Genomic DNA, 21740 nt, shown 5'->3' on the forward strand with positions numbered 1-21740 from the left:
CGTCCCATGACCGTCCGCACCCGTTTCGCCCCCAGTCCCACCGGTTTCCTGCACATCGGCGGCGCCCGCACGGCGCTGTATTGCTGGCTGGAGGCCCGTCGCCGCGGCGGCCAGTTCGTGCTGCGCATCGAGGACACCGACCGCGAGCGTTCCACCGAGGAAGCCGTGCAGGCCATCCTCGATGGCATGCAGTGGCTGGGCCTCAACCATGACGAAGGCCCGATCTACCAGACCACCCGCCTGGAGCGTTACAAGCAGGTCGCCGACGAACTGCTCAAGGCCGGCAAGGCCTATTACGCCTACGAGAGCAAGGACGAGATCGAGGCCATGCGCAACGAGGCGATGGCCAAGGGCGAGAAGCCCCGCTACAACGGCTATTACCGCGACCGCAACGAGCCGTATCGCGACGACCCGAACCGCGTGATCCGCTTCAAGAACCCGATCGAGGGTTCGGTGGTGTTCGACGACAAGGTGAAGGGCCGCGTGGAGTGGAGCAACGCCGAGCTCGACGACCTGGTGATCTTCCGTTCCGATGGCTGGCCGACCTACAACTTCGCCGTGGTGGTCGACGACATCGACATGGGCATCACCGAGGTGATTCGTGGCGACGACCACGTCAACAATACCCCGCGCCAGATCAACATCTACCACGCGCTGGGCGCGCCGGTGCCGGAGTTCGCGCACCTGCCGATGATCCTGGGCCCGGACGGCCAGAAGCTCAGCAAGCGCCACGGCGCGGTGAGCGTAATGCAGTACCGCGACGACGGCTTCCTGCCGCACGCGCTGCTCAACTACCTGGTGCGCCTGGGCTGGTCGCATGGCGACCAGGAGATCTTCTCCGAAGAGGAGATGATCCGCCTGTTCGACGTCGCCGACGTCAACAAGGCCGCGTCGCGCTTCGACGTCACCAAGCTGTCCTGGCTCAACCAGCATTACCTGAAGACCGAGGATCCCGCGTCGATCGCGCCGGAGTTCGAGTGGCACCTGACCCAGGCGGGCATCGACTACAGCAAGGGCCCGAACCCGGCCGATGTGATCGTCGCGCTGCGCGATCGCGTGCAGACGCTGAAGGAAATGGCCGAGCGCGCCAAGATCTGGTACGGCCCCATCACCGAATGGGACGACAAGGCCGTGGCCAAGCACCTGCAGAACGATAGCGCGGTGGCCGTGCTGGAAGCAGCGAAGGAACTGCTCGCGGATGTCGAGTGGAAGCCGGAGCCGATCCATGGCGTGATCGAGCAGGTTGCGGCCAGGCTGGAGCTGGGCATGGGCAAGATCGCCCAGCCGCTGCGCGTGGCGATGACCGGCACCCAGGTGTCGCCGTCGATCGACCACACGATTTATCTCGCGGGGCGCGAGGTGGCGATCAAGCGCATCGAGGATGCGGTGGTGAAGGCGAAGGGGTGAGTGGAGTTTGCGGGATTCGGAATTGAGATGAGGCCGCGAGCGCGCAAGGCGCTCGCGGAGTCTCTTGTCGTCTCCCAACGGAGGCCGGACGGCGTGCGAAGCACTGAGTACGCCCGTAGGGCGGCCCCGAAGGGGCCAGCGTAGCGAGTCACCCAGCGCCTTTCGCCGTTTTTGACGTTTCCGCGATCGGGCTCGCCTCCGACCGAAGGGAGGCCAAAGCCAAGGCCAAGGGCGAGAGCAAGAGCTGGTTTTCTCCCTGTAGGAGCGCACCCTGTGGGCGACCGCCGTTCGCCCCGGTTGATCGCGCACAGGGTGCGCTCCTACAAGGAGCAAAACACGTTTCGCCTGGCGATATCCCGCGCGGCGGCGCGAGCCCGCAAAGGCTCCCCGTGAGGGGGAACGGGCCCGCCAGGGGATCGATACGGATGTCGATCCCTTCCGTCTGGGCAGGAGCCCGGTCGAAAAGCCCGACCGGCGCCGAGTGGGGGCTTCCTCTTTGGCAAGCGAGAGAAAGGGCCCCGGCCTTCCGCGGGACTAGCTTCGCGTCGCCGGTTGGAGGACGGAACCCCGCAGGAGGTGAGCCTTCTCGCGGAGGTACTCCGTTCGTGCGGGATTGGTGCTACAGCCCGATCACCCCGCCTTACCCGCCGCCGAATCCATCCACCCACCCCCTAACGCCTGAATCAACGCCGCCGTATCACTCAGCCGCGCCGCCTGCGCCTGCACCCGCGCCATGCGCGCCTGCTGATACGCCTGCTGTGCGTTGATCAACGTGAGCACGTTGACGTAGCCCAGCTGCTGCTGTTTCTGCGTGAGCACCAGGGTGCGCTCGGCGGCCTTCTCGGCATCATCCGCCGCGGCCAGTGCGCGTGCATCGGCATCAATGGCGTACAGGGTGTCGGCAACGTTCTGGAACGCGCCCAGCACTACGCTGCGGTATTGCGCGGCCGACTGCTGCAGGGCCGCTTCGGCGGCGCGCTGCTTGTGCTTGAGGGCGCCGAAGTCGAACACGGTCTGGCTGACGCTGCCGGCCAGGGTCCAGAAGATGTTGTCGTCGGTGAACATGCGCGTGAACGAGGTGCTGCTGCCGCCGTAGGCACCGGAGAGGCTGAACTGCGGCAGGCGGTTGGCCAGGGCCACGCCGACCTGGGCACTGGCGTCGTGCACGTTTTCCTCGGCGGCGCGCACGTCGGGACGCTGGGTCACCAGTTGCGAGGGCAGGGCCTGTGGCAGCGTGACGGGCAGGGTGAGGTGCTCGAGGTCGAACTCGGGTGCACCCGCCTGGTCCGGCGTGTCGCCGCACAGGTCGGCCAGCAGGTCGCGATTCTGTTCCAGTTGCTTCTGCAGGCCAGGCAGTGCCTGCCGCGCCTGCGCCAATGCGCTCTCCTGCGCGGCGACGTCGAGGCCCGAGGCATAGCCCAGCCGCGCCTGGTCATGCAGGATGCCCAGCGCGCGCGTCTGCGCATCGATCACCGCCTGGGTGGCGTCGATCTGCGCGCGCAGCGAGGCCTCCTGGATGGCCGCGTTGACCACGTTGGCCGCCAGGCTCAGTCGTGCGGCTTCCAACTGGTAGCGCTGGTTGTCGGCCTGCGCCTGCAGCGACTCCACCGTGCGGCGGTTGAGCCCGAACACATCCGGCGCGTAGCTGATGCTGAGCTGGGCGGTATGCAGCGTGTAGTAAGCGGCACCGGAGGTGAGCGTTGGCGACAGGGTGCCGACTGCGTCGCGCTGGCGCGAAGGCGTGTAATTGAGCTGCGCGCTGGGAAAGAACGTGGCGCGCTGGGCGGCCACGTTTTCCTGGGCCTGGTGCAAGGCTGCCGTCGCGGCGTCGAGATCCGGGTTGTGCGCCAGCGCGCGCTGCACGCGGGCATTGAGTGCCTCGGAGCCGAACACCTGCCACCAGGTCTGGCTGATCGATGCGCTGGATGACCACTGCTGCGGACCACCGCTCGCGCTGCCGCTGGTCGTGGCGATGGACTCGCGCGTGAACTGTGCTGGCGCGGGCGTGGCGGGGCGCCGGTAGTCGGGACCGACGGCGCAGCCCGCGCTGGCGGCCAGGGCCAGGGTCAGCACGCTGTAACGCAGCGTATTCAGGGGCAACCTCATGGCTTGGCTTCCTCCGGACGGCGTTGGCGACGCGTTTGCGACCATTCCACCACCAGTACCTGCAGCGCCGGCGCCACCACCAGCAGCATCACCGGTCCGATCAGCATGCCGCCGACCACGACCGTGGCCAGCGGTCGTTGCACCTGGCTGCCGATGCCCGTGGACAGCGCCGCCGGCAACAGGCCGATGCAAGCCGACAGGGCCGTCATCAGCATCGGCCGCATGCGCTGCTCGGCCGCCTGCGCCATCGCTTCCAGCGGAGGCAGGCCGGCGAAGACCAGGTGGTTGAAGTAGGTGATCACCAGGATGCCGTTCATCACCGACACGCCGAACAGCGAAACGAAGCCGATCGCCGCCGAGATGCTGAAATCCAGCCCCGACAGATACAGCGCGATGATGCCGCCGGCGATCGAGAACGGAATGGCCGCCAGCGTGAGCAGGCTGTCACGCAGCGAGTTGAACAGCGCGAACAGCAACGCCAGGATCAGGCCGACCGCGATCGGCAGCACCACCGCCAGTCGCTGCTTGGCCTGCTGCAGGTCGTTGAATTCGCCCGCCCACACAAGGTGGTAACCGGGCGGCAGCGGTACGTGTTCCGCGATGCGCTTCTGTGCCTCTTCCACCGTGCCGCCGAGGTCGCGCCCGCGCACGCTGAACTTCACCGGCACGAAGCGTTCGTTGCGCTCGTGATAGATGTACGACGCGCCGGTATCGAGCGTGATGCTGGCGACGTCGCGCAGCGGCACATAGCCGTTGCCGCCATTGGGCAGGTTGTAGCCCACCTGGATATTGCCGATGTCCTCGATGCTGCGGCGGTACTGCGGCGCCAGTCGCACCACCAGGTCGAACTGGCGGTCGCCTTCGAGCACGGTAGTGGCCGAGGTTCCGCCCGCGGCCGCCTGCACCACGGTGTTGATGTCACCGGTGTTGAGGCCGTAGCGCGCCGCCTTGGCGCGGTCGATGGTGATGTTGAGGTTGGGCTGGCCCAGCACATGGAACACGCCCAGGTCCTGTACGCCGCGCACCTTCTGCATTTCGTGCATGACTTCATCGGCGAGGCGTTCGAGCTCGGGCAGCTCGGGGCCGACGATCTTCACCGAGTTGGCGCCCTTCACGCCGGACAGGCCTTCCTCGATGTTGTCCTGGATGTACTGCGAGAAGTTGAACTCCACGCCAGGCAGGGCATTCTCGAATTCGTGCTGAAGGTCGGCGACGAGCTTTTCCTTGGAGTGCCCGCTGGGCCATTCATCCTGCGGCTTGAGCGGCACGAACAGTTCCACGTTGTAGAAGCCCGAGGCATCGCTGCCGTCATCGGGACGTCCGTGCTGGGATACCACCGTGACCACTTCCGGATGCGTCAGCAGGATGCTGCGCAGCTTGTTCACCTTGTCCTGGCCTGCTTCCAGCGAGATGGTCGGTGGCATCGAGGCGCGGATCCACAGGTTGCCTTCTTCCAGCGCCGGCAGGAACTCGGTGCCCACGCGGGTCAGCAGCAGGCCGGCCAGCAGCAGGAAACCCACGCCCATGGCTACCGTGGTACGCCGACGCTCCAGCGCCCAGCGCAGCACCGGGGAGTAGATGCGGCGGATGAACTGCACGAACAGCGTCTCGGTTTCCTTCACGTGCCGCGGGAGCAGCAGCGAGGCGAGCACCGGCGAAATGGTGAAGGTAGCGATCAGCGCGCCCGATAGCGCATACGCGTAAGTGCGCGCCATCGGGTTGAAGATCTGGCCTTCCACGCCCTGCATGGTGAACAGCGGGATGAAGGCGGCCACGGTAATGGCCGAGGAGAACAGCACCGCGCGGTCCACCTGCATGGCGCTGATGAACAGCAGGCGCAGGCGGTCGGTCCATCCATGGGTGGCGCCGCCGCGCATGTAGTTGCCCAGGTCGCTCTGGGCGGCATCGTGCAGCATCTCGCGCTGTTCTTCCGCGCTCTTTTGGAAATTGCGGAAGATGTTCTCGATCAGGATCACCGCCGAGTCGACGATGATGCCGAAGTCCACTGCACCCAGCGACAACAAGTTGGCCGAGTCGCCCATTAGCACCAGGATGATGATGCTGAAGAACAACGCGACCGGGATATTGGCGCTCACGATGATCGCGCTGCGCAGGTCGCCCAGGAAGATCCACTGGATCAGGAACACCAGCAGGCAGCCGAAGACCAGGTTGTGCAGCACGGTATGGGTGGTGACTGCGACCAGGGTCGAACGGTCGTAGAACGGTACCAGTTTCACGCCCGGCGGCAGGGTGCCGTCGCTGTTGAGCTTGTCGACCTCGTCCTTGACCCGCGACACCACCTCGTTGGTCTGCAGCGTGCGGTTCATCACCACGATGCCGGTGACCACGTCGTCCTGGTTGTCACGGCCGGCGCGGCCCAGGCGCGGCACCGCGCCCACCTCGACCTTGGCCACGTCCTTCACCAGCACCGGGGTGCCATTGCTCTGGTTGAGCACGATGTTGCCGATGTCGTCGACGTCCTTGATCAGGCCGACGCCGCGGATGTTCACCGACTGCTGGCCGATGTTGATGGTGCGTCCGCCCACGTTGCTGTTGGCGTTGCCGATGGCGGCCACCAGCTGGGGCAGGGTGATGCCATACCCCTGCAGCTTGGTGAGGTTGGCCTCTACGTCGTACTCCTTGGTGGTGCCGCCCCAGGTCACCACCTGCGCGATGCCCGGCACCGACAGCAGGCGGCGCGTCACCACCCAGTCCTGCAGCGTACGCAGTTCGGTGAGGCTCATGCTCTTGGGCCCGACCAACTGGTAGCGGAAGATCTCGCCGACCAGGCTGGAGGCCTGGATCTGCGGCTGCACGTTGTTGGGCAGGCTGACGTTCTGCTGCAGTGCCAGCGCCGCCTGCGTGTAGTCGAAGTAGTAGTCGGTGCCGTACTTGAAGGTCACGCGCACGAACGACAGGCCGTAGAACGAGGTGGAGCGGATGCTCTCCACGCCCGGCGTGGTGGCCAGTCCCACTTCCATCGGGCGTGTATAGCTGCGCTCCATCTCCTCGGCCGACAGGCCGGGCGCCTGTGCGGTGATCTCCAGGATCACCGGGGCGGGATTCGGGTAGGCCTCGATGTTGAGTTTGGCGTACGCCGCCAGTCCGGCGACGACGAAGGCAGCGAGCGCCATCAGCACGATGGCGCGGCGGGTCAGCGCGAACGCGACGAGGCCTCTGAACACGATCAGTCCCTGTGATGAAAGGATGCGGCGGCCTGGCTCACTGCGACTGCAGTGCCAGCGCGTTGCTCAGGAATAGCGCGCCTTCGGCGGCGATCCGTTGGTTCGACGGCAGTCCCGACAGCACCGGGTAGTAGCCGTCCTGCATGGGGCCCAGCTGCACCGGATGGCGGGTGAAGTGCAGGCCGTCGGTGGTGGTGAAGACCACCATCGCGCCGGTGCCTTCGCGCACCACCGCGTCCACGGGCACCGCATCGTGCCGGGTCGGTGCGGCCGTGGTGATGCTGAAGTCGGCCAGCATCTGCGGACGCAGTGCCGCCGGGGCGTCATGCAACACCGAGCGCAGCAGCACACGATGCGTCGCCGCGTCCGAGCTGCTGCCGACATAGTCGACGCGCGCGTGGATGGGTTGGTTCGGCAAGGCTGGCAGCGTGGCGACCAGCGGCTGGCCGACCTGCACCTGCGGGGCATCCGCTTCCGCCACGTTCGCCACCAACCACAGGCCCTGTCCATCGGAAACAGTGAACGGCACGGGCGTATTGCCTGGCTGTACCAGGTCGCCGGGCGCGACGTTGCGCGCGGTGACCTGGCCGGCGATCGGGCTGGTGATGCGCAGCTCGCCGTCCACATGGTGGGTGGCCGCCATGTGGTCGATCTCGGCGTCGCTCTTGTTGAAGATGCTGAGCGCGCGCCTGGCCGCCTGATAATTGCCTTCGGCCGTCTGCTGGTCGGCGATCGCCTGCTCCAGGTCGCGTGGCGCATTGGCCTGCACCTGGGCCATGCCCTTGGCGCGTTCCAGCGCGGCGGTCGTCTGGGCACGTGCCGCTGCCGCACTGACCAAGGTGCCTTCGGCCTGCGCCAGGTCGGGGCTGTCCACCGCAAACAACGGCTGGCCGCGCGTGACCGTGTCGCCGGCCTTGGCGAACACCTCGCTCACCCGGCCCGCATAGGGCGAACTCACCTGGGCCAGCCGGTCCTGGTTGAAGTCGACGTAACCCACCGCTTCCACGTGCGGCGAAAAGTCGCGCCGGGTGACGTCGGTGACGTGGACCTGCTTCGCCTGTTCGGCGTTGATGGCGACAGTGTCGGTCGATGCGGGCGGGAGTGGGGCAGGCGCTGCGCTTGCCTGCCCGCTCTGGCGCGCCACCACCACGAGCACAAAGGCAGCCAGTAGACAGCCGCCTGCAATGATTCGTCCTTGATGCTTTTTCATGTACCGGTTGCCGTGGCTGGCCGTGCGGTGGGGACGCACGGGACGGCCGGGCTGGTGCACCCGGCCGTTGCGACTCAAGGGGCGCCAGCCAAGCCGTGATCACGATTGGGCGGGCGCGCGAAAAATGTTCGCGCGAACCTTAGCCCTGCCTCGCGGGCAGGGGACAGTTACGGTTTGGAAAGAGTGGCGACAGGCAGGGAGATATCCACCCGCAGGCCCGGCGAGGTGTTTTGCAGGGTCAGCCGTCCGCGGTGCATGGCGACCACGGCTGCCACGATGCTCAGGCCAAGGCCATTGCCGCGCTGGTGCCGGCTGGCATCCACGCGGAAGAAGCGTTCGGTGGCGCGCGACAGCGCCGGCTCGGGGATACCGGGACCATCATCCTGGACGCTGATCAGCACCTGTTCCCCGTACTGCGCGGCCAGCACGTCGACGCGGGCGCCTTCGCCGGCGTACTTGAAGGCGTTGTCCAGCAGATTGGCCAGCACGCTGGCCAGCAGGTGACGGTCGGCCAGTACCTGCGGATCGCCGGTCACCGTGCAGCGCAGCTGTATCGACAGCGACTCGGCCGCCGGCTGGTACAGCTCCACGATATCGTCGAGCAGGGGCTTCACCGGGAGCGGCTCGAAGCTCTGGCGCCGTACACCCGATTCCGCCTCGGCGATCTGCAGCAGCTTGTCCAGCACGGTGATCAGGTCGTCGATCTCGTCGATGGCATACTGCGCGCCCTCCGGCAACCGCTGCTGGCGCTGCGGTGAACGCAGCGCCTGTTCGAGCGCGGCGCGCACGCGGCCCAGTGGGGTGCGCAGGTCATGGGCGATCGCGTTGGACACGCTGCGTGCGGTGTCCATCAGGCGCTCGATCTCCTCCAGCATGGCGTTGATGTCCTGCGCCACCATGGCGAACTCGTCGCGCGAGCGACCCACCGGCACGCGGCGATCGAGCTTGCCGGCGGCGATCTCGGTGGTGGTCGCGTGGATGGTGCGCAGCGAGCGCTGCAGCTGGGAATGGAACAGTGCCGAGCCGAGCGCCGCCAGCAGCAGGGCCAGCGCGCCGCCCAGGGTCAGTGCGACCAGGGTGCGGTGCTCGAGGTCGCGCACGTCGCGCATGTCGCGGCCGACCAGCAGCACCATGCCATCGGGGAAACGATGGGTGAGCAGGCGACTGCTCGAGTGCCGGCCCAGCCGCTCCACCTCCTGCGGGCGCAGTTCGTCGCTGGCGGTGGCGCTGGCGGGCCAGGCCGTCAGGTTGCCGATCAGCTTGTGACCTTCGGCGTCCAGCAGCACGTAGATTTCGGTATCGCTGTCCTGGTTGTCAGTGAGCAGGCTGTGGATTTCATGGCGCAGCGCGTCCGTGCCGCTCTGGTCCCTCACCTCCACCAGGTGGCGCGAGGTGCTGCGCAACTGCTCGTCGATGTTCCGTCGCAGCAGTCCCGCAGTGGCCGCATAGAACACGGTGGAGATCAGTGCCACCGAAAACAGCAGCAGCAGGCCGTAGCCCGCCGCCATGCGGAAGACGACTGAGTGGCGGAAATTAGCCATGCTCGGCTTCGCCATCGGGTTCCGGCGCGCCGATGGTGAAACCGACGCCTCGCACGGTGCGGATCAACGTAGGGGCGTCGTCCTTGTCGATCTTGTTGCGCAGGCGGCTCATCTGCACGTCGATCACATTGGTCTCGGGATCGAAGTGATAGCCCCAAACGGCCACCAGCAGCATCTTGCGCGTCACCACCTCGCCCTGGTGGCGCATCAGGTATTCCAGCAGCTGGTATTCGCGCGGCTGCAGCAGGATCGGACGGCCGCCGCGAAACACGCGGCGCGTGCGCGGCTCCAGGGTCAGGTCCTCCACGCTGAGCAGTTCGGGCTCGGTGCGCTGGCCGGCGCGCCGGGCCAGCGCCTCGACCCGGGCCAGCATCTCGTCGACGGCGAAGGGCTTGGTGAGGTAGTCGTCTGCACCGCCACGCAGGCCGCGGATGCGCTCGTCCAGACTGCTCAGCGCGCTGAGCACCAGCACCGGCGTGCGATCGTCGCGCAGGCGTAGCGCCTTGAGGATGTCCAGGCCATCCAGTCCGCCCGGCAGCATGCGATCCAGCACCACCAGGTCCCACAGCTCATTGCTGGCGCGGGCCAGGCCGCTGGTGCCGTCGTGGCACACCTCGACCTGATGCCCGGCCTGGGTCAGGCCTTCATGGATCAGCTCGGCGGTTTGGGCGTCGTCCTCGATCAACAGGCATCGCATGTTTGGGTCCCAGGGGTTGGGGGCGGGCGCCAGGGTGCAAGCCGGGCGCCGACGCCTCATCATCCGTCTATCGTAGTCAGTCGGCGGGGTGTTCGTGGAGCAGTGGCTCGACAAAGCGATGCAGGGCGTGGACCCGGACAGCCCGGATGCCTTCCTGCGCATATTCCTCAACCTCATGCTTGGCGTGCCCTGGCTGGCGCTGTTCTGGTGGAGCGTGGCCTTCATCGTGGTGGGGGCGCTGCTGGGCTGGTGGAAGGGGCGCTTGCTGGAGGGCGTGGTGTGGTCGGCCGTGCTTGGGCCACTGGGCTGGCTCGTGGTGCTGCGGCGACCGCGGCCCCGGCCGCGTGCGGTGCCGCCGCCACTGCCGCCCAGGCGCTAAGCGCGCGGGCGAGATCTCCATGTAGCCCGCCTGGGGGCATGAACGGGCTCGGACGGGAGGATCTTGCGCCCGGGTGTATGATGAGCGTCGAGGTGAATCCAGTGAGCGAGACCGTTTCCAGCAAGCCGCACGTGCATCATCACCACCACCACGACGATGCGCAGAGCTTCGTGCGTGCGGTGGAGCATGCCAGCGAGGAGCGTGGGCTGCGCCTGACTCCCTTGCGCAAGGAAGTGCTGGAGCTGGTGGCTGCCGCCGGCAAGCCGATCAAGGCCTATGACCTGCTCGACCAGTTGCGCGAGCGGCATGGCAATGCCGCGCCGCCCACGGTGTACCGTGCGCTCGACTTCCTGCTCGAGCACGGCTTCATCCACAAGCTGGAGTCGATCAACGCCTTCGTGTCCTGCCATCACCCGGCCGAGGCGCACCAGGTGCCGTTCCTCATCTGCGACAACTGCTCGAGCGCGCAGGAAGTGTGCGACGAGCGGGTGGCCGAGCTGATCGAGGCCCAGGCCAAGGCGTTCGGCTTCCGTCCCCAGGCGCAGACGCTGGAAGTGCACGGCCTCTGCAAGAACTGCCGCAAGAGCTGAGGCGGGGGCTGAACGGTCGCCGCGGGCCGGGCTTGCGCTCGTGACGTTATAATGTAACATGTGCTCCTGGGGCCGATCCGGCCCGTCTCGTGATGTGCGCCGGCCCGACCCCGATGGACGCCCGACAAGAGAACAAATCCCGCTGGTGGTCGCTTGCCGACCGGGTGGGCGCGACCGCGTCCTTCCTGTGCGCCATCCACTGCGCGGCCCTGCCATTCGTGCTGGCGCTGCTGCCGGTGCTGGGGCTGGGGTTCCTGGCTGGCCATGCGTTCGAGCGCGGTTTCGTCATGTTCGCCAGCGCGTTGGCGCTGTTCGCCTTGATCAGCGGTTATCGCCACCATCATCAGCCGTTGCCGCTGCTGCTGGCGCTGCCGGGGTTGGCACTGCTGATCCTTGGCGTCACCTTTGCCGAAAATTACTCCATTGCCCTGCACAGCGTGCTGGTGACCTGTGGCGGCCTGCTGGTGGCGTCGGCGCATTTCGTCAACCTGCGCAAGCACCGCGCGCTGCACGTGCACGGTCCGCAATGCGCCCATTGAGCCTCGCCGTTGCTGGCGTCGTGATTGTGTAACGGGGCGGACGGTTCCTAGCATTCGCTCATGAGCTCCGTGCACGCGCATACCCACGACCATTCCTCGCATGACCACGCCCATGGCCATGCGCACGCCCATGCGCACGAGCATGACCATGGCGGTTTCAACGGGCGTGAGCGCAAGCTGATCTTCGCCTTCGTGCTGACCACCGTGATGATGCTGGTGGAGATGGTGGGCGGCTTCTGGTCCGGCTCGCTGGCGCTGGTGGCCGATGCCGGCCACATGCTGATCGACGCGCTGGCCCTGCTGCTGGCGGTGATGGGCGCATGGTTCGCGCGCCGCCCCGCCGATGCACGTCGCAGTTATGGCTACGGCCGCCTCGAGGTGCTTGCCGGTTTCGTCAACGCGCTGACCCAGTTCGCCCTGGTCGCGTTCATCGCGTTCGAGGCGGTGAGCCGACTGTTCCACCCCTCGGAAATCCTCTCCGGAATGATGCTGGTGGTGGCGGTGATCGGCCTGCTGGTCAACCTGCTGGTGTTGCGCACGCTGCATGGACATGCCCACGACGACGTGAATCTGGCCGGTGCCACGCTGCATGTGCTGGGCGACCTGCTGGGCTCGGTGGCCGCGGTGGTGGCGGCGCTGCTGGTGCGCTGGCTGGGTTGGAACTGGGCCGACCCGGTGCTCTCGTTGCTGGTGTCGCTGCTCATTCTCAACAGCGCCTGGCGTCTGCTGCGCCGCTCCGCGCACATCCTGCTGGAAGGCGTGCCCGAGGGCATGAACACCGGCGACGTCGCCGAGGCGCTGCGCACGGCCGATCCTTCGATCCGGGATATCCACCACCTGCACGTATGGCAGCTGGCCTCGGGCTCGCGCATGGCCACGTTGCACGCGGAACTGCACGATGAAGCGAGCAGCGGGGTGGCGATCGCCGCGATCAATCGCCTGCTGGCCGAGCGTTTCGGCATCCAGCATGTGACGGTGCAGGTCGATCCGGACGATTGCCCCGATCACCTGCGCGGATGCGGCGGGCACGGCCACCGCTGAGCTATTGCGCTTTGGACGGTCGCTGATACGATGGTCGGCCGTGTTCACCCTAACGAATCAAGGAGTTCCCCCATGGGCAAGGGCGATCGCAAGACCCGTCGTGGCAAGACCTACCGTGGCAGCTACGGCAACAGCCGCGCGCACTCGCTGCAGCCGGCCGTGGCCGGTGGCAAGGCGACCGTGACCAAGCCGGCCGCCGCCAAGAAGGCCGCCGCTCCGAAGAAGAAGTCGGCCTAAGCCAGAGCTTCGCTTCAAAAAAAACCCGCCTTGGCGGGTTTTTTTGTGCCTGCGCGCCACGGCGCGGTGGCGTCTCAGCGGTCATGCTCCGCGCGCTGGACGTTAGCTGCCACGTCAGCCCTCGGGCGAAAGCCATTCGCCGCCGATGAACACCTCGCGCAACAGGTGGCTGCCGCCGATCCAATAGCAGAGCTCGGCCGGCTCGCGCAGGTTCCACACCGCGATGTCGGCGCGCTGGCCGGCGGCGAGCGTGCCGCGGTCATCCAGGCCGAGCGCGCGCGCGGCGTTCACCGTCACTCCACGCAAGGCCTCTTCCGGGGTGAGGCGAAACAGCGTGCAGGCCATGCCGGCTGCCAGGCGCAATGACAACAGCGGCGAGGTGCCGGGGTTGCAGTCCGTGGCGATCGCCATCGGCACGCCTTGCGCGCGCAATCCGGCGATGGGCGGCAACCGGGTCTCGCGCAGGGCGTAGAAGGCTCCCGGCAGCAGCACCGCCACGGTGCCGGCTTCCGCCATCGCGCGGATGCCGCTGTCGCTCAGGTATTCCAGGTGATCGGCGGAAAGTCCACGGTAGCGGGCGACCAGCGCCGCGCCGTCCAGGTCGGACAGTTGCTCGGCATGCAGCTTTACCGGCAGGCCGAGTTGCGTCGCGCGGTCGAACACGCGTCGTGTCTCATCCGGCGCGAAGCCAATGCCTTCGCAGAAGGCATCCACGGCGTCGACCAGGCCTTCGCTGGCCAGGGCAGGCAGCATTTCGTCGCAGACCTGCGCCACGTAGGCGTCGCGGTCGTCGCGGTACTCCGGTGGCAATGCATGCAGGCCAAGAAAGGTGGTGCGCACGGTGATGCCTAGCGCCTTGCCCAGTCGTCGCGCCACGCGCAGCATGCGCCGCTCGGTGTCCGTGTCCAGGCCGTAGCCCGACTTGATCTCCAGCGTGGTGACGCCATCGGCGAGCAAGGCATGCGCGCGGGGCAGGGCCTGGGCGAACAGTTCGTCCTCGCTGGCCTCGCGCGTGGCCTTTACGGTGGAGACGATGCCGCCACCGGCACGGGCGATTTCCTCGTAACTTGCGCCGTTGAGGCGCAGGTCGAACTCATGGGCGCGATTGCCACCGAACACCAGATGCGTGTGGCAGTCGACCAGTCCGGGCGTGACCAGCGCACCGCCGAGGTAGTCCACGCGCGTGGCGAGCGTCGTAGGTTCGCCGGGCAAACGATCGCGGGGCCCAACCCAGGCGATGCGGCCTTCGTGCAGGGCGAGCGCGCCATCACGGATCAGGCCGTAGGGTTGGTCGCCCGCGAAGGTGGCGAGCGTGGCGTCCAGCAGCAGGTGGTCCCAGCGTGGGGTCATGGGGATCGATGGCCGTGGGAGTCGTGGTGGGGATGGTCATGCGACGGCGGCAACGGCGTCGCCGGATCCTCGACGATCGGTCGCGCGGGTGCACCGGGCAGATCGTTTTCCTCGCTGCGGTTTTCGGTGGTGCGGCGCGCAAGCTCCTGCTCGTAGCCTTCGATCAGCTTGTCGGCGAGCGCGCGGTAGACCGGCTTGCGCGAGAGCAGGGAGGATGCTGCGCGGGCCAGCAGGCAGGTGGCCATGATCGGCAGCACCATCTGCTGGTTGGCGGTGAGTTCCATCGAGATCACCGTGGCCGTCAGCGGAGCCTGGGTCACGCCGGACAGATAGGCGGCCATCGCCAGCAGGACCACCGCGGACGGGTCGACGCCCGGCAGGATCAGTGTGAGGTTGTTGCCCAGGCCCGCGCCCACGGCGAGAGCCGGCGAGAAGATGCCACCGGGAATGCCGGCCCAGTAGGAAGCGATGTTGCCCAGGAACTTCATCACGCCGAAGCCCTGCACGGTGGCGGAGTGGTGCTCCAGGATCTCCTTCGCCTGCGCGTAGCCGGTGCCATACAGGCCGGTGCGGGTGAGCTGGCTCAACAGTACGAGCGCCAGGCCGCAGCCGGCGGCAAACAACACCGGCTGGCGTGCGCGCAGGCGACCGACCCAGCCGCGCAACCCGGTATCGCTGGGCAGGATCAGCCGTGCGAACAGGCCGCCCGCCAGTCCACACACGATGCCGGTGGCGAGCACGGCCCACCATGCCTTGCCCAAGGGCAAGCCGGTATCGAAATGGCCGAAGTAGGCGTAGTTGCCGAGGATGCCCAGCGATACCACGCCCGACACGATCACCGCGGTCAGCAGGGTGCCGCTCATGCGGTGCTCGAAGGTGCCGCTCATCTCCTCGATGGCGAACACCACGCCAGCCAGTGGGGTGTTGAACGCGGCCGCGAGGCCTGCCGCCGAGCCTGCCAGGATGAAGCGTCCCGCGGCCGCGGGTTCGTCGAAGCCGAAACGCCGCCCCAGCGAATAGAGCAGGCCCGCGCCCACGTGCACGGTGGGACCCTCACGACCCACCGATGCACCACCCAGCAATGCGGCCAGCGTCAGCGCCATCTTGCCGATGGCGACGCGCAGGGAGAGCAGGCTCTGGCGGAAACCTTCGTCCTCCACCTTCAGCGCGGCGATGGCCTGCGGGATGCCCGAGCCACGCGTGGGCTTCAACGCGCCCTGGGTCAGCCAGGCCAGCACGGCGAAGGTGACCGGCGTAATGGCGAAGGCCCAGTAGCGGTGTTCGGTCACCACGCCATGGAACACGCCGAATGCCCAGTCGGCTGCCTGGGCAAAGCCGACGGCGGCGAGGCCCACCAGCACGGCACCGCTCCAGAACAGCACGCGCCGGCGCCATTGCAGCGGCGAGAACAGTTCCGAATCGGTCAGTCGTTGCAGGCGTCCATTGCCGTTGGGTCGCGGGGCGGGGCCATCCTCGTGCGGGCCGCTCACGATTGCGCCTCGGACTTGCGGGTCCAGCGCGTTTCGTAGAGGTCGAAGCGACGGTCCTTGAGGTTTTGCACCGCGCCGGCATTGCGGGCGCGGGCCAGGCTTTCCAGATGAAGGTCGGCGAAGAGCACGGTTTCTATGTTCGGTGTGGAGTCGGCCGCGATGCCGTCACGCGCGAACGGGAAGTCGCTGGGCGTGAGGATGCAACTCTGGCCGTACTGGATGTCGAAGTTGTTCACGCCCGGCAGGTTGCCCACGTTGCCCGAGAGCACCACGTAGCACTGGTTCTCGATGGCGCGGGCCTGCGAGCAGTAGCGCACGCGCAGGTAGCCCTCGCGCACGTCGGTGCAGAACGGCACGAACAGGATCAGTGCGCCCTGGTCCACCAGGTGGCGCGCCACCTCGGGGAACTCGGAGTCGTAGCAGATCATCACGCCGATCGGGCCGCAGTCGGTCAGGATGCTGGCCGCGCTGTCGCCGCCGGAGATGTTCCACACCGTACGCTCGCTGGGCGTGGGATGGATCTTCTCCTGCTCGTGGATGGAGCCGTCGCGCAGGCAGACGTAGCAGACATTGTGGATGTCGCCGTTCGGCTGCTCGGTGGGATGCGAGCCGCCGATGATGTTGATGTTGTAGTGCACCGCCAGGCGGCTGAAGAGCTCCTTCACCTGCGGGGTGTACTGGCTGAGCTTGCGGATCGACTCGACCGGCGAGAGTTCCTCGTTCTCGATCGACAACAACTGCAGTGTGATCAGTTCGGGGAAGGTGACGAAGTCGGCGTTGTAGTCAGCGGCGATGTCGGTGAAGTACTCCACCTGGGTGGCGAACTCCTCGAACGAGCGGATGCGTCGCTGCTGGTACTGCACCGAGGCCACGCGCACCAGGTCGGGCAGGCGTTGGGTGGACGGGATCGAGGGAATGTCCGGCTGGTTGAGCAGCTGCGGGTTGCGCCACACCAGATGCGCCGCGTAGCCCAGCGAGTCGTAGTCGGACGGCACGTAGCCGCGCAGCAGGCCGATCACTTCAAAGTCGTTGCTGAGCTGGAAGCTCAGGGTGGGATCGCGCCGGCGGCCCTCGACCACCGCCTGCACATAGGCCTCGGCGCTGCCGTAGCGCTGCAGGTTGCGCGAGAGTCCGGGAATGCGGCCGCCGAACACGATGCCGCGCAGCTTCAGGTCGGTACACAGGCGCTTGCGTGCCTGGTAGAGGCGCTGGCCGATGCGCATGTTGCGGTAGTCCGGGTGCACCACCACTTCCATGCCGTATAGCCAGTTGCCGTCGCGGCGATGGCGCGAGCCCATGCCGCCGCCGGTGATCTGCATCCAGGTGTGTGGCGCCAGCGCGGCGGCCTCGTCGATGCGGAAAGTGGCACAGTAGCCGACCAGCTTGCCTTCGTACTCGACCACGAACTGCCCTTCGGGAAAGTGCGTCTGCTGGGAGCGCAGCATTTCCGCCGAGTGACCCCATTCGGGCGTGTACACGCGTCCCGTGAGCTCGACCAGTGCCGGCACGTCGGCAGGCTTTGCCTGGCGCACCAGCAGTTTCGGGGCGTGTTCCGGAGTCTTCTTGGCCATCGGCACATTATGCCGCAGCGGGCTGAACGAGGAGGCCGGGCGAGCAGGTAAACTCGGGATCCGTCCCCGAGGAGCAGGCCGATGGCAGACAGCATACCCACTCGCTACAGCGCCGATCGCCTGTGGACCCCGCACGGCTGGACCCGCGACGCGGGCCTGCTGGTGGACGACCGCGGCCAGGTGGCCGGGCTCGCGCCGGCCGAGGGCGAGCGCCTGGGGCACTGGGTGCTGCCCGGCATGCCGAACCTGCATTCGCACGCATTCCAGCGCGCGATGGCCGGGTTGGCCGAGCGCAAGGGCAAGAGCGATGACAGCTTCTGGACCTGGCGCGAAACCATGTACGCGTTCGCCTCGACCATCGGGCCGGACGAACTGCAGGCGATCGCCGCGCAGCTCTACGTGGAGATGGTCAGGGCGGGCTACACCCAGGTCTGCGAATTCCACTACCTGCACCACCAGCCCGACGGCACGCCTTACGCACAGCCGGAGGCGATGTCGCTGGCGCTGATCGAGGCGGCGCGCGAAGCGGGCATCGCGTTGACCTTGTTGCCGGTGCTGTACATGACCGGTGGCTTCGACGGCCGTCCGCTCACTCCGCGGCAGCGTCGCTTTGGCCACGACGTGCCGTCCTACCTGCGGCTGCTGGAGACCCTGCGCGGCCACCAGAGCGAGCGCGTGCGCGTGGGCATCGCGCTGCACTCGTTGCGCGCGGTGCCGGAGGAAGCCATGCAGCTGGTGCTGGCCAACGACGCCAGCAAGGATTGCCCGGTGCATATCCACATCGCCGAGCAGATCGGCGAAGTGCAGGATTGCCTGGCCACGCGCGGCGCGCGGCCGGTGGAATGGCTGCTTGATCATGCCGAAGTCGATGCGCGCTGGACCCTGGTACACGCCACCCACCTCAGCGCGCATGAAACCTCGCGGGTTGCCCGCAGTGGCGCGGTGGCGGGGCTGTGTCCCACCACCGAGGCGAACCTCGGTGATGGCCTGTTTCCGCTGGCCGACTACCTCGATGCGCACGGCACGCTGGGCATCGGTTCGGATTCGCACATCTCGGTATCGCCGGTCGAGGAACTGCGCTGGCTGGAATACGGCCAGCGGCTGTCCACGCGTCATCGCAACATCGCCGCGCGCCACCAGGGCGATAGCGTGGGCGACACTTTATGGCCGGCCGCGTTGCGAGGCGGTGCGCTGGCCTCGGGCATGCCGGTGGGCGAGCTGCGCATCGGCGCGCGCGCGGACCTGCTGGTATTGGACGATCGTGCCCCGCTGCTTGCCGCGCGTGATGAAGCCTCGGTGCTCGACAGCCTGCTGTTCGCCGGCAACGTGCCGCTGGTGCGTGACGTGATGGTGGGCGGCGAGTGGATCGTGCGCGACTTTGCGCATCGCGACGAGGACCGCATCGCCGCGCGCTATCGCTCCACCATGCAGCGTCTTGCACAAGGCTGACGCAAGCTACGGGACAGCATGAACGGTGGCTGCGAATTGCATGAATCGCAGCCATCGTGTCACACGCACATCGTCATCAGCTCATCGCGGCTGGCGTTCTCCGGGACAAATCCCCCAACAAAGGAGTGCGTCATGCGTCAGCTCATGCGGATCGGTCTCGGCCTAGCCGTGGTGTGCACCGCGATCTTCTCGCTGACCGGCTGCGTGGTGGTTGCACCGCGGCCGCATTACGCGGCGAGCGTGTGGGTGCCTGGCTATTACGCGCCGGGTGGCGTGTGGATTTCCGGCCACTGGCACGGCTGATGAAGCTTTACGGCGTGGCTGACACCACCGTGCCTTGCGCCAGTGCGCAGAGGGTTTCGGTGCCGTCGTCGGCCACGGCGATGACTTCGCAAAGGCAGACGGCCTGTCGTTTGCCCTTGCCCCTGGCGTGGGCTCGCGCAATCAGATGCGAGCCTACGCCAGGCCTCAGGTAGTTGATCTTGAATTCCGAGGTGAGCGCGTCGCCGCCCAGCGCGAGCCCGCCGGCGAAGGTGATGGCGTTGTCCGCGAGATAGCTGATGACACCGCCGTGCACGAAGCCGTGCTGCTGCTTGTGGTGATCGGCGATGCGCAGCGTGATTTCCGCGTGGTCGGCGCCGCAGCCGCTGAGCTCGGCCCCCAGGTGGCGACTGAACGGTTGGGACTGGAATATCCGGCGGGCGAAGGCCTCAAGATCATCCACGACGCGTTTCTCCATATTTCGTGCCTCAGTGATCGTCGGCGATGTACTGGCGCAGGTGCTCGATGAAGGCGCGCAACTTCGGCGGGACCTGCAGGCGGCTTGGATAATAGAGATAGAAACCGTCGAACGGCGGTAGCCAGTCGTCGAGCACCGACTCCAGGCGTCCCTCGGCCAGCGCCGTGCGCACCGAGATTTCCACCATGTGGGTCAGGGCGAGGCCGTCGATCGCGGCACGCACGGCAAGGGTCGGGTCATTGGTGGTGATGGGGCCATCCACGTCCAGCTCGAACCACTGTCCCCTGGATGCGCCCGAGGGATGGGCAAATTCCCAGCGATAGATCGCGCCGCTGCTGTCGAAACGGTAGCGCAGGCAGGCGTGCGCGGTGAGCTCCTGCGGATGGCGCGGCCGTCCGTGCCGTGCGAAGTAGTCGGGCGAGCCGACCACCACGGCGCGCTGCGGGCCACCCAGCGGTATGGCCACCATGTCACGCGCCAGGCGCTCGCCGAGCCGTATGCCGGCGTCGAAACCGCCGCCGACCAGGTCGGTGAGGCGGTTCTCGACCTGGACGTCCACCTTGAGCTCGGGCCACTGCCGCAGGAAGCCGGCCAGGGCCGGCGCAACCAGGTGGTCGAGCACCATCTGCGGCACGGCGATGCGCAGGGTACCGGCGGGACGCGCGCCGTGCTGGCGCAAGGCGTCCACGGCAGCATCGATTTCACCCAGCGCCGGGGCGATGCGCTCCAGGAAGGTCAGGCCCGCCTCGGTCAGGCCGACCTTGCGGGTCGTGCGATGCAGCAGCCGCACGCCGACGTGTTCCTCCAACTGGCGCAGGGTCTGGCTGAGCGCGGAGGGCGTGACGCCCAGCGCGGCCGCAGCCCGGGTAAAGCTGCCGTGCCGGGCGATCAGCCGGAAGGCGCGCAGGGCGGGGGTGTCGTCGGGTCGCATTAATTAGCCTGGCTTAATAACGCATCCACAAGATCCGGATTTTTCCGGCCAATGGCAAGTCGCACACTGTGCCCATCCCGACCCGCACAGGAGCCCGCCATGTCACTGGACACCTACTACACCCTCGGCCGTTCCGGCCTTCGCGTCAGCCGCCTTGCCCTGGGCACCATGACCTTCGGTGACAACTGGGGCTGGGGCGCGGCCGAAGACACGGCGCGGGCCATGTTCGACCGCTACCTGGAGGCGGGCGGCAATTTCATCGATACCGCCGACCTGTATACCGACGGCGCCAGCGAGGAACTGCTGGGGCGCTTCATCGCCGACAGCGCCAGCCGCGACCGCGTGGTGCTCTCCACCAAGTTCAGCTACAACGCGCAGCCCGGCAACCCCAACGCGGGCGGTAACGGCCGCAAGAACATCCTGCGCGCGGTGGAAGGCTCGCTGCGTCGCCTGCGCACCGACTACATCGACCTGTACCTGCTGCACACCTGGGACCGCCTGACGCCCGCCGAGGAGGTCGTGCGCACGCTGGACGACCTGGTGCGGGCCGGCAAGATCCGCTACGCGGGGTTGTCCGATGTGCCGGCGTGGTACGCGTCGCGTGCGCAGACCTGGGCGGAGGCGCATGCGCTGACCCCGCTGGTCAATCTGCAACTGGAGTACTCGCTGGTCGAGCGGCACATCGAGCACGAGTTCGTGCCCATGGCTGGCGAGCTGGGCATGGGCATCACGGCCTGGAGCCCGCTCGGCATGGGCCTGCTGTCAGGCAAGTACAAGCCCAGCGCCACCGGCGGGGCAGGCGACGGGCGGCTGGCCAAGATCGCCGGCACGCCCGGCTTCGATCGCTTCACCGAACGCAACTGGGCCATCGTGGCGGAACTGGAGGCGGTGGCGACCGCGATGGGCAGGCCGATGGCCCAGGTGGCCCTGAACTGGGTGGCCACGCAGCCGGGCATTGCCTCGGTGATCGTGGGCGCGACCAGGCTGGCCCAGCTGGACGACAACCTCACGGCGCTGGCCTTCGAGATCCCCGCCGGGCTGCGGGCGAGGCTGGACGCGGCGAGTGCGCCGGAGGCGAGCTTCCCGTACTGGTTCTTCGGCGATGTGCAGCAATCGCGCCTCCACGGCGGCGTCGCGGTGGGCAACAAGCCGGCCGGCTATGCGCCTGGCGTATTCGTGCCGGCACAGGGGGCTGGCGGCTTCAAGGCCGATTGATCAAAAAAAATGGCGCCAGCATGCAGGCTGGCGCCAAGGTTGTGAGGGGCCGTGGGGCACCCG

Annotated in this window: 19 protein-coding genes; 9 read left to right on the plus strand and 10 right to left on the minus strand. The window is 67.3% G+C overall.

Translation table 11 applies throughout. The features are described from left to right. Positions 1 to 6: 6 nt before the first annotated feature. Positions 7 to 1407 carry a glutamate--tRNA ligase gene (gene gltX, locus DVU99_RS01310; RefSeq protein WP_114238398.1) on the plus strand — a complete coding sequence of 467 codons (1401 nt, stop codon included), beginning with the start codon at positions 7 to 9 and terminating at the stop codon, positions 1405 to 1407. 630 nt (positions 1408 to 2037) lie between these two features. On the opposite strand, the gene DVU99_RS01315 is transcribed toward gltX, so the two are convergent. The 5 genes from DVU99_RS01315 to DVU99_RS01335 form a co-directional block, all read right to left on the minus strand. Then, a complete protein-coding gene (locus tag DVU99_RS01315; RefSeq protein WP_198670160.1) occupies positions 2038 to 3501 on the minus strand; it encodes an efflux transporter outer membrane subunit in 1464 nt (487 codons plus the stop codon). Between the two features lie 8 nt (positions 3502 to 3509). Then, entirely contained in the window at positions 3510 to 6698 is a 3189-nt protein-coding gene (locus DVU99_RS01320; protein WP_114238400.1) for an efflux RND transporter permease subunit, read from the minus strand. Positions 6699 to 6735: 37 nt separating this feature from the next. Further along, the gene (locus tag DVU99_RS01325; RefSeq protein WP_114238401.1) at positions 6736 to 7908 is read right to left on the minus strand and encodes an efflux RND transporter periplasmic adaptor subunit; all 1173 of its coding nucleotides are present in this window, start codon (positions 7906 to 7908) and stop codon (positions 6736 to 6738) included. A gap of 167 nt (positions 7909 to 8075) precedes the next feature. After that, the gene (locus DVU99_RS01330) at positions 8076 to 9449 is read right to left on the minus strand and encodes a HAMP domain-containing sensor histidine kinase (protein ID WP_198670144.1); all 1374 of its coding nucleotides are present in this window, start codon (positions 9447 to 9449) and stop codon (positions 8076 to 8078) included. Next, complete coding sequence (locus DVU99_RS01335) at positions 9442 to 10146, minus strand: response regulator transcription factor (protein WP_114238403.1); 705 nt, start codon at positions 10144 to 10146, stop codon at positions 9442 to 9444. Before DVU99_RS01335 ends, DVU99_RS01330 begins: the two co-directional genes overlap by 8 nt. A 94-nt stretch (positions 10147 to 10240) precedes the next feature. Between DVU99_RS01335 and DVU99_RS01340 the strand changes: the two genes are divergently transcribed. The 5 genes from DVU99_RS01340 (at position 10241) to DVU99_RS01360 (ending at position 12932) form a co-directional block, all read left to right on the plus strand. Beyond that, positions 10241 to 10525: a hypothetical protein gene (locus tag DVU99_RS01340; RefSeq protein WP_114238596.1), complete on the plus strand. Its 285-nt coding sequence runs from the start codon at positions 10241 to 10243 to the stop codon at positions 10523 to 10525. Between the two features lie 77 nt (positions 10526 to 10602). After that, on the plus strand, positions 10603 to 11115 hold the full coding sequence (locus tag DVU99_RS01345) for a transcriptional repressor (protein WP_114238404.1): 513 nt from the start codon (positions 10603 to 10605) through the stop codon (positions 11113 to 11115). Positions 11116 to 11228: 113 nt separating this feature from the next. Further along, a complete protein-coding gene (locus DVU99_RS01350; RefSeq protein ID WP_114238405.1) occupies positions 11229 to 11654 on the plus strand; it encodes a MerC domain-containing protein in 426 nt (141 codons plus the stop codon). A 60-nt stretch (positions 11655 to 11714) separates the two neighbouring features. Continuing rightward, the gene (locus DVU99_RS01355; RefSeq protein WP_114238406.1) at positions 11715 to 12695 is read left to right on the plus strand and encodes a cation diffusion facilitator family transporter; all 981 of its coding nucleotides are present in this window, start codon (positions 11715 to 11717) and stop codon (positions 12693 to 12695) included. Between the two features lie 72 nt (positions 12696 to 12767). Further along, on the plus strand, positions 12768 to 12932 hold the full coding sequence (locus tag DVU99_RS01360; protein WP_114238407.1) for a 30S ribosomal protein THX: 165 nt from the start codon (positions 12768 to 12770) through the stop codon (positions 12930 to 12932). A 114-nt stretch (positions 12933 to 13046) separates the two neighbouring features. On the opposite strand, the gene hutI is transcribed toward DVU99_RS01360, so the two are convergent. The 3 genes from hutI to DVU99_RS01375 are packed head-to-tail and all read right to left on the minus strand — an operon-like array spanning position 13047 to position 17343. Continuing rightward, positions 13047 to 14282, minus strand: coding sequence for an imidazolonepropionase (gene hutI, locus DVU99_RS01365; RefSeq protein ID WP_198670145.1), 1236 nt, complete (start codon positions 14280 to 14282; stop codon positions 13047 to 13049). Then, positions 14279 to 15718, minus strand: a complete 1440-nt coding sequence (locus DVU99_RS01370) for a chloride channel protein (protein WP_343126318.1) — start codon at positions 15716 to 15718, stop codon at positions 14279 to 14281. The genes hutI and DVU99_RS01370 overlap by 4 nt, the downstream gene beginning before the upstream one ends. A gap of 50 nt (positions 15719 to 15768) precedes the next feature. Continuing rightward, complete coding sequence (locus tag DVU99_RS01375) at positions 15769 to 17343, minus strand: bifunctional GNAT family N-acetyltransferase/carbon-nitrogen hydrolase family protein (protein WP_114238410.1); 1575 nt, start codon at positions 17341 to 17343, stop codon at positions 15769 to 15771. An 81-nt stretch (positions 17344 to 17424) separates the two neighbouring features. On the opposite strand from DVU99_RS01375, the gene DVU99_RS01380 reads away from it, so the two are divergent. Together DVU99_RS01380 and DVU99_RS19640 are read left to right on the plus strand one after the other, a co-directional pair. Further along, positions 17425 to 18792 (plus strand): formimidoylglutamate deiminase, encoded by a 1368-nt coding sequence (locus DVU99_RS01380; protein ID WP_114238411.1) that lies wholly within the window; start codon positions 17425 to 17427, stop codon positions 18790 to 18792. Between the two features lie 132 nt (positions 18793 to 18924). Continuing rightward, positions 18925 to 19095 carry a hypothetical protein gene (locus DVU99_RS19640; RefSeq protein ID WP_157971316.1) on the plus strand — a complete coding sequence of 57 codons (171 nt, stop codon included), beginning with the start codon at positions 18925 to 18927 and terminating at the stop codon, positions 19093 to 19095. Between the two features lie 7 nt (positions 19096 to 19102). Here DVU99_RS19640 and DVU99_RS01385 read toward each other — a convergent pair whose 3' ends face one another. Further along, positions 19103 to 19516 carry a PaaI family thioesterase gene (locus DVU99_RS01385; RefSeq protein ID WP_198670146.1) on the minus strand — a complete coding sequence of 138 codons (414 nt, stop codon included), beginning with the start codon at positions 19514 to 19516 and terminating at the stop codon, positions 19103 to 19105. A 25-nt stretch (positions 19517 to 19541) separates the two neighbouring features. Then, positions 19542 to 20462, minus strand: coding sequence for a LysR family transcriptional regulator (locus tag DVU99_RS01390; RefSeq protein ID WP_114238413.1), 921 nt, complete (start codon positions 20460 to 20462; stop codon positions 19542 to 19544). Positions 20463 to 20561: 99 nt separating this feature from the next. Between DVU99_RS01390 and DVU99_RS01395 the strand changes: the two genes are divergently transcribed. Further along, complete coding sequence (locus tag DVU99_RS01395; RefSeq protein WP_114238414.1) at positions 20562 to 21677, plus strand: aldo/keto reductase; 1116 nt, start codon at positions 20562 to 20564, stop codon at positions 21675 to 21677. Positions 21678 to 21740: the final 63 nt, after the last annotated feature.

The organism is Dyella sp. C9 (assembly GCF_003332825.1).
Taxonomy (GTDB): domain Bacteria; phylum Pseudomonadota; class Gammaproteobacteria; order Xanthomonadales; family Rhodanobacteraceae; genus Dyella.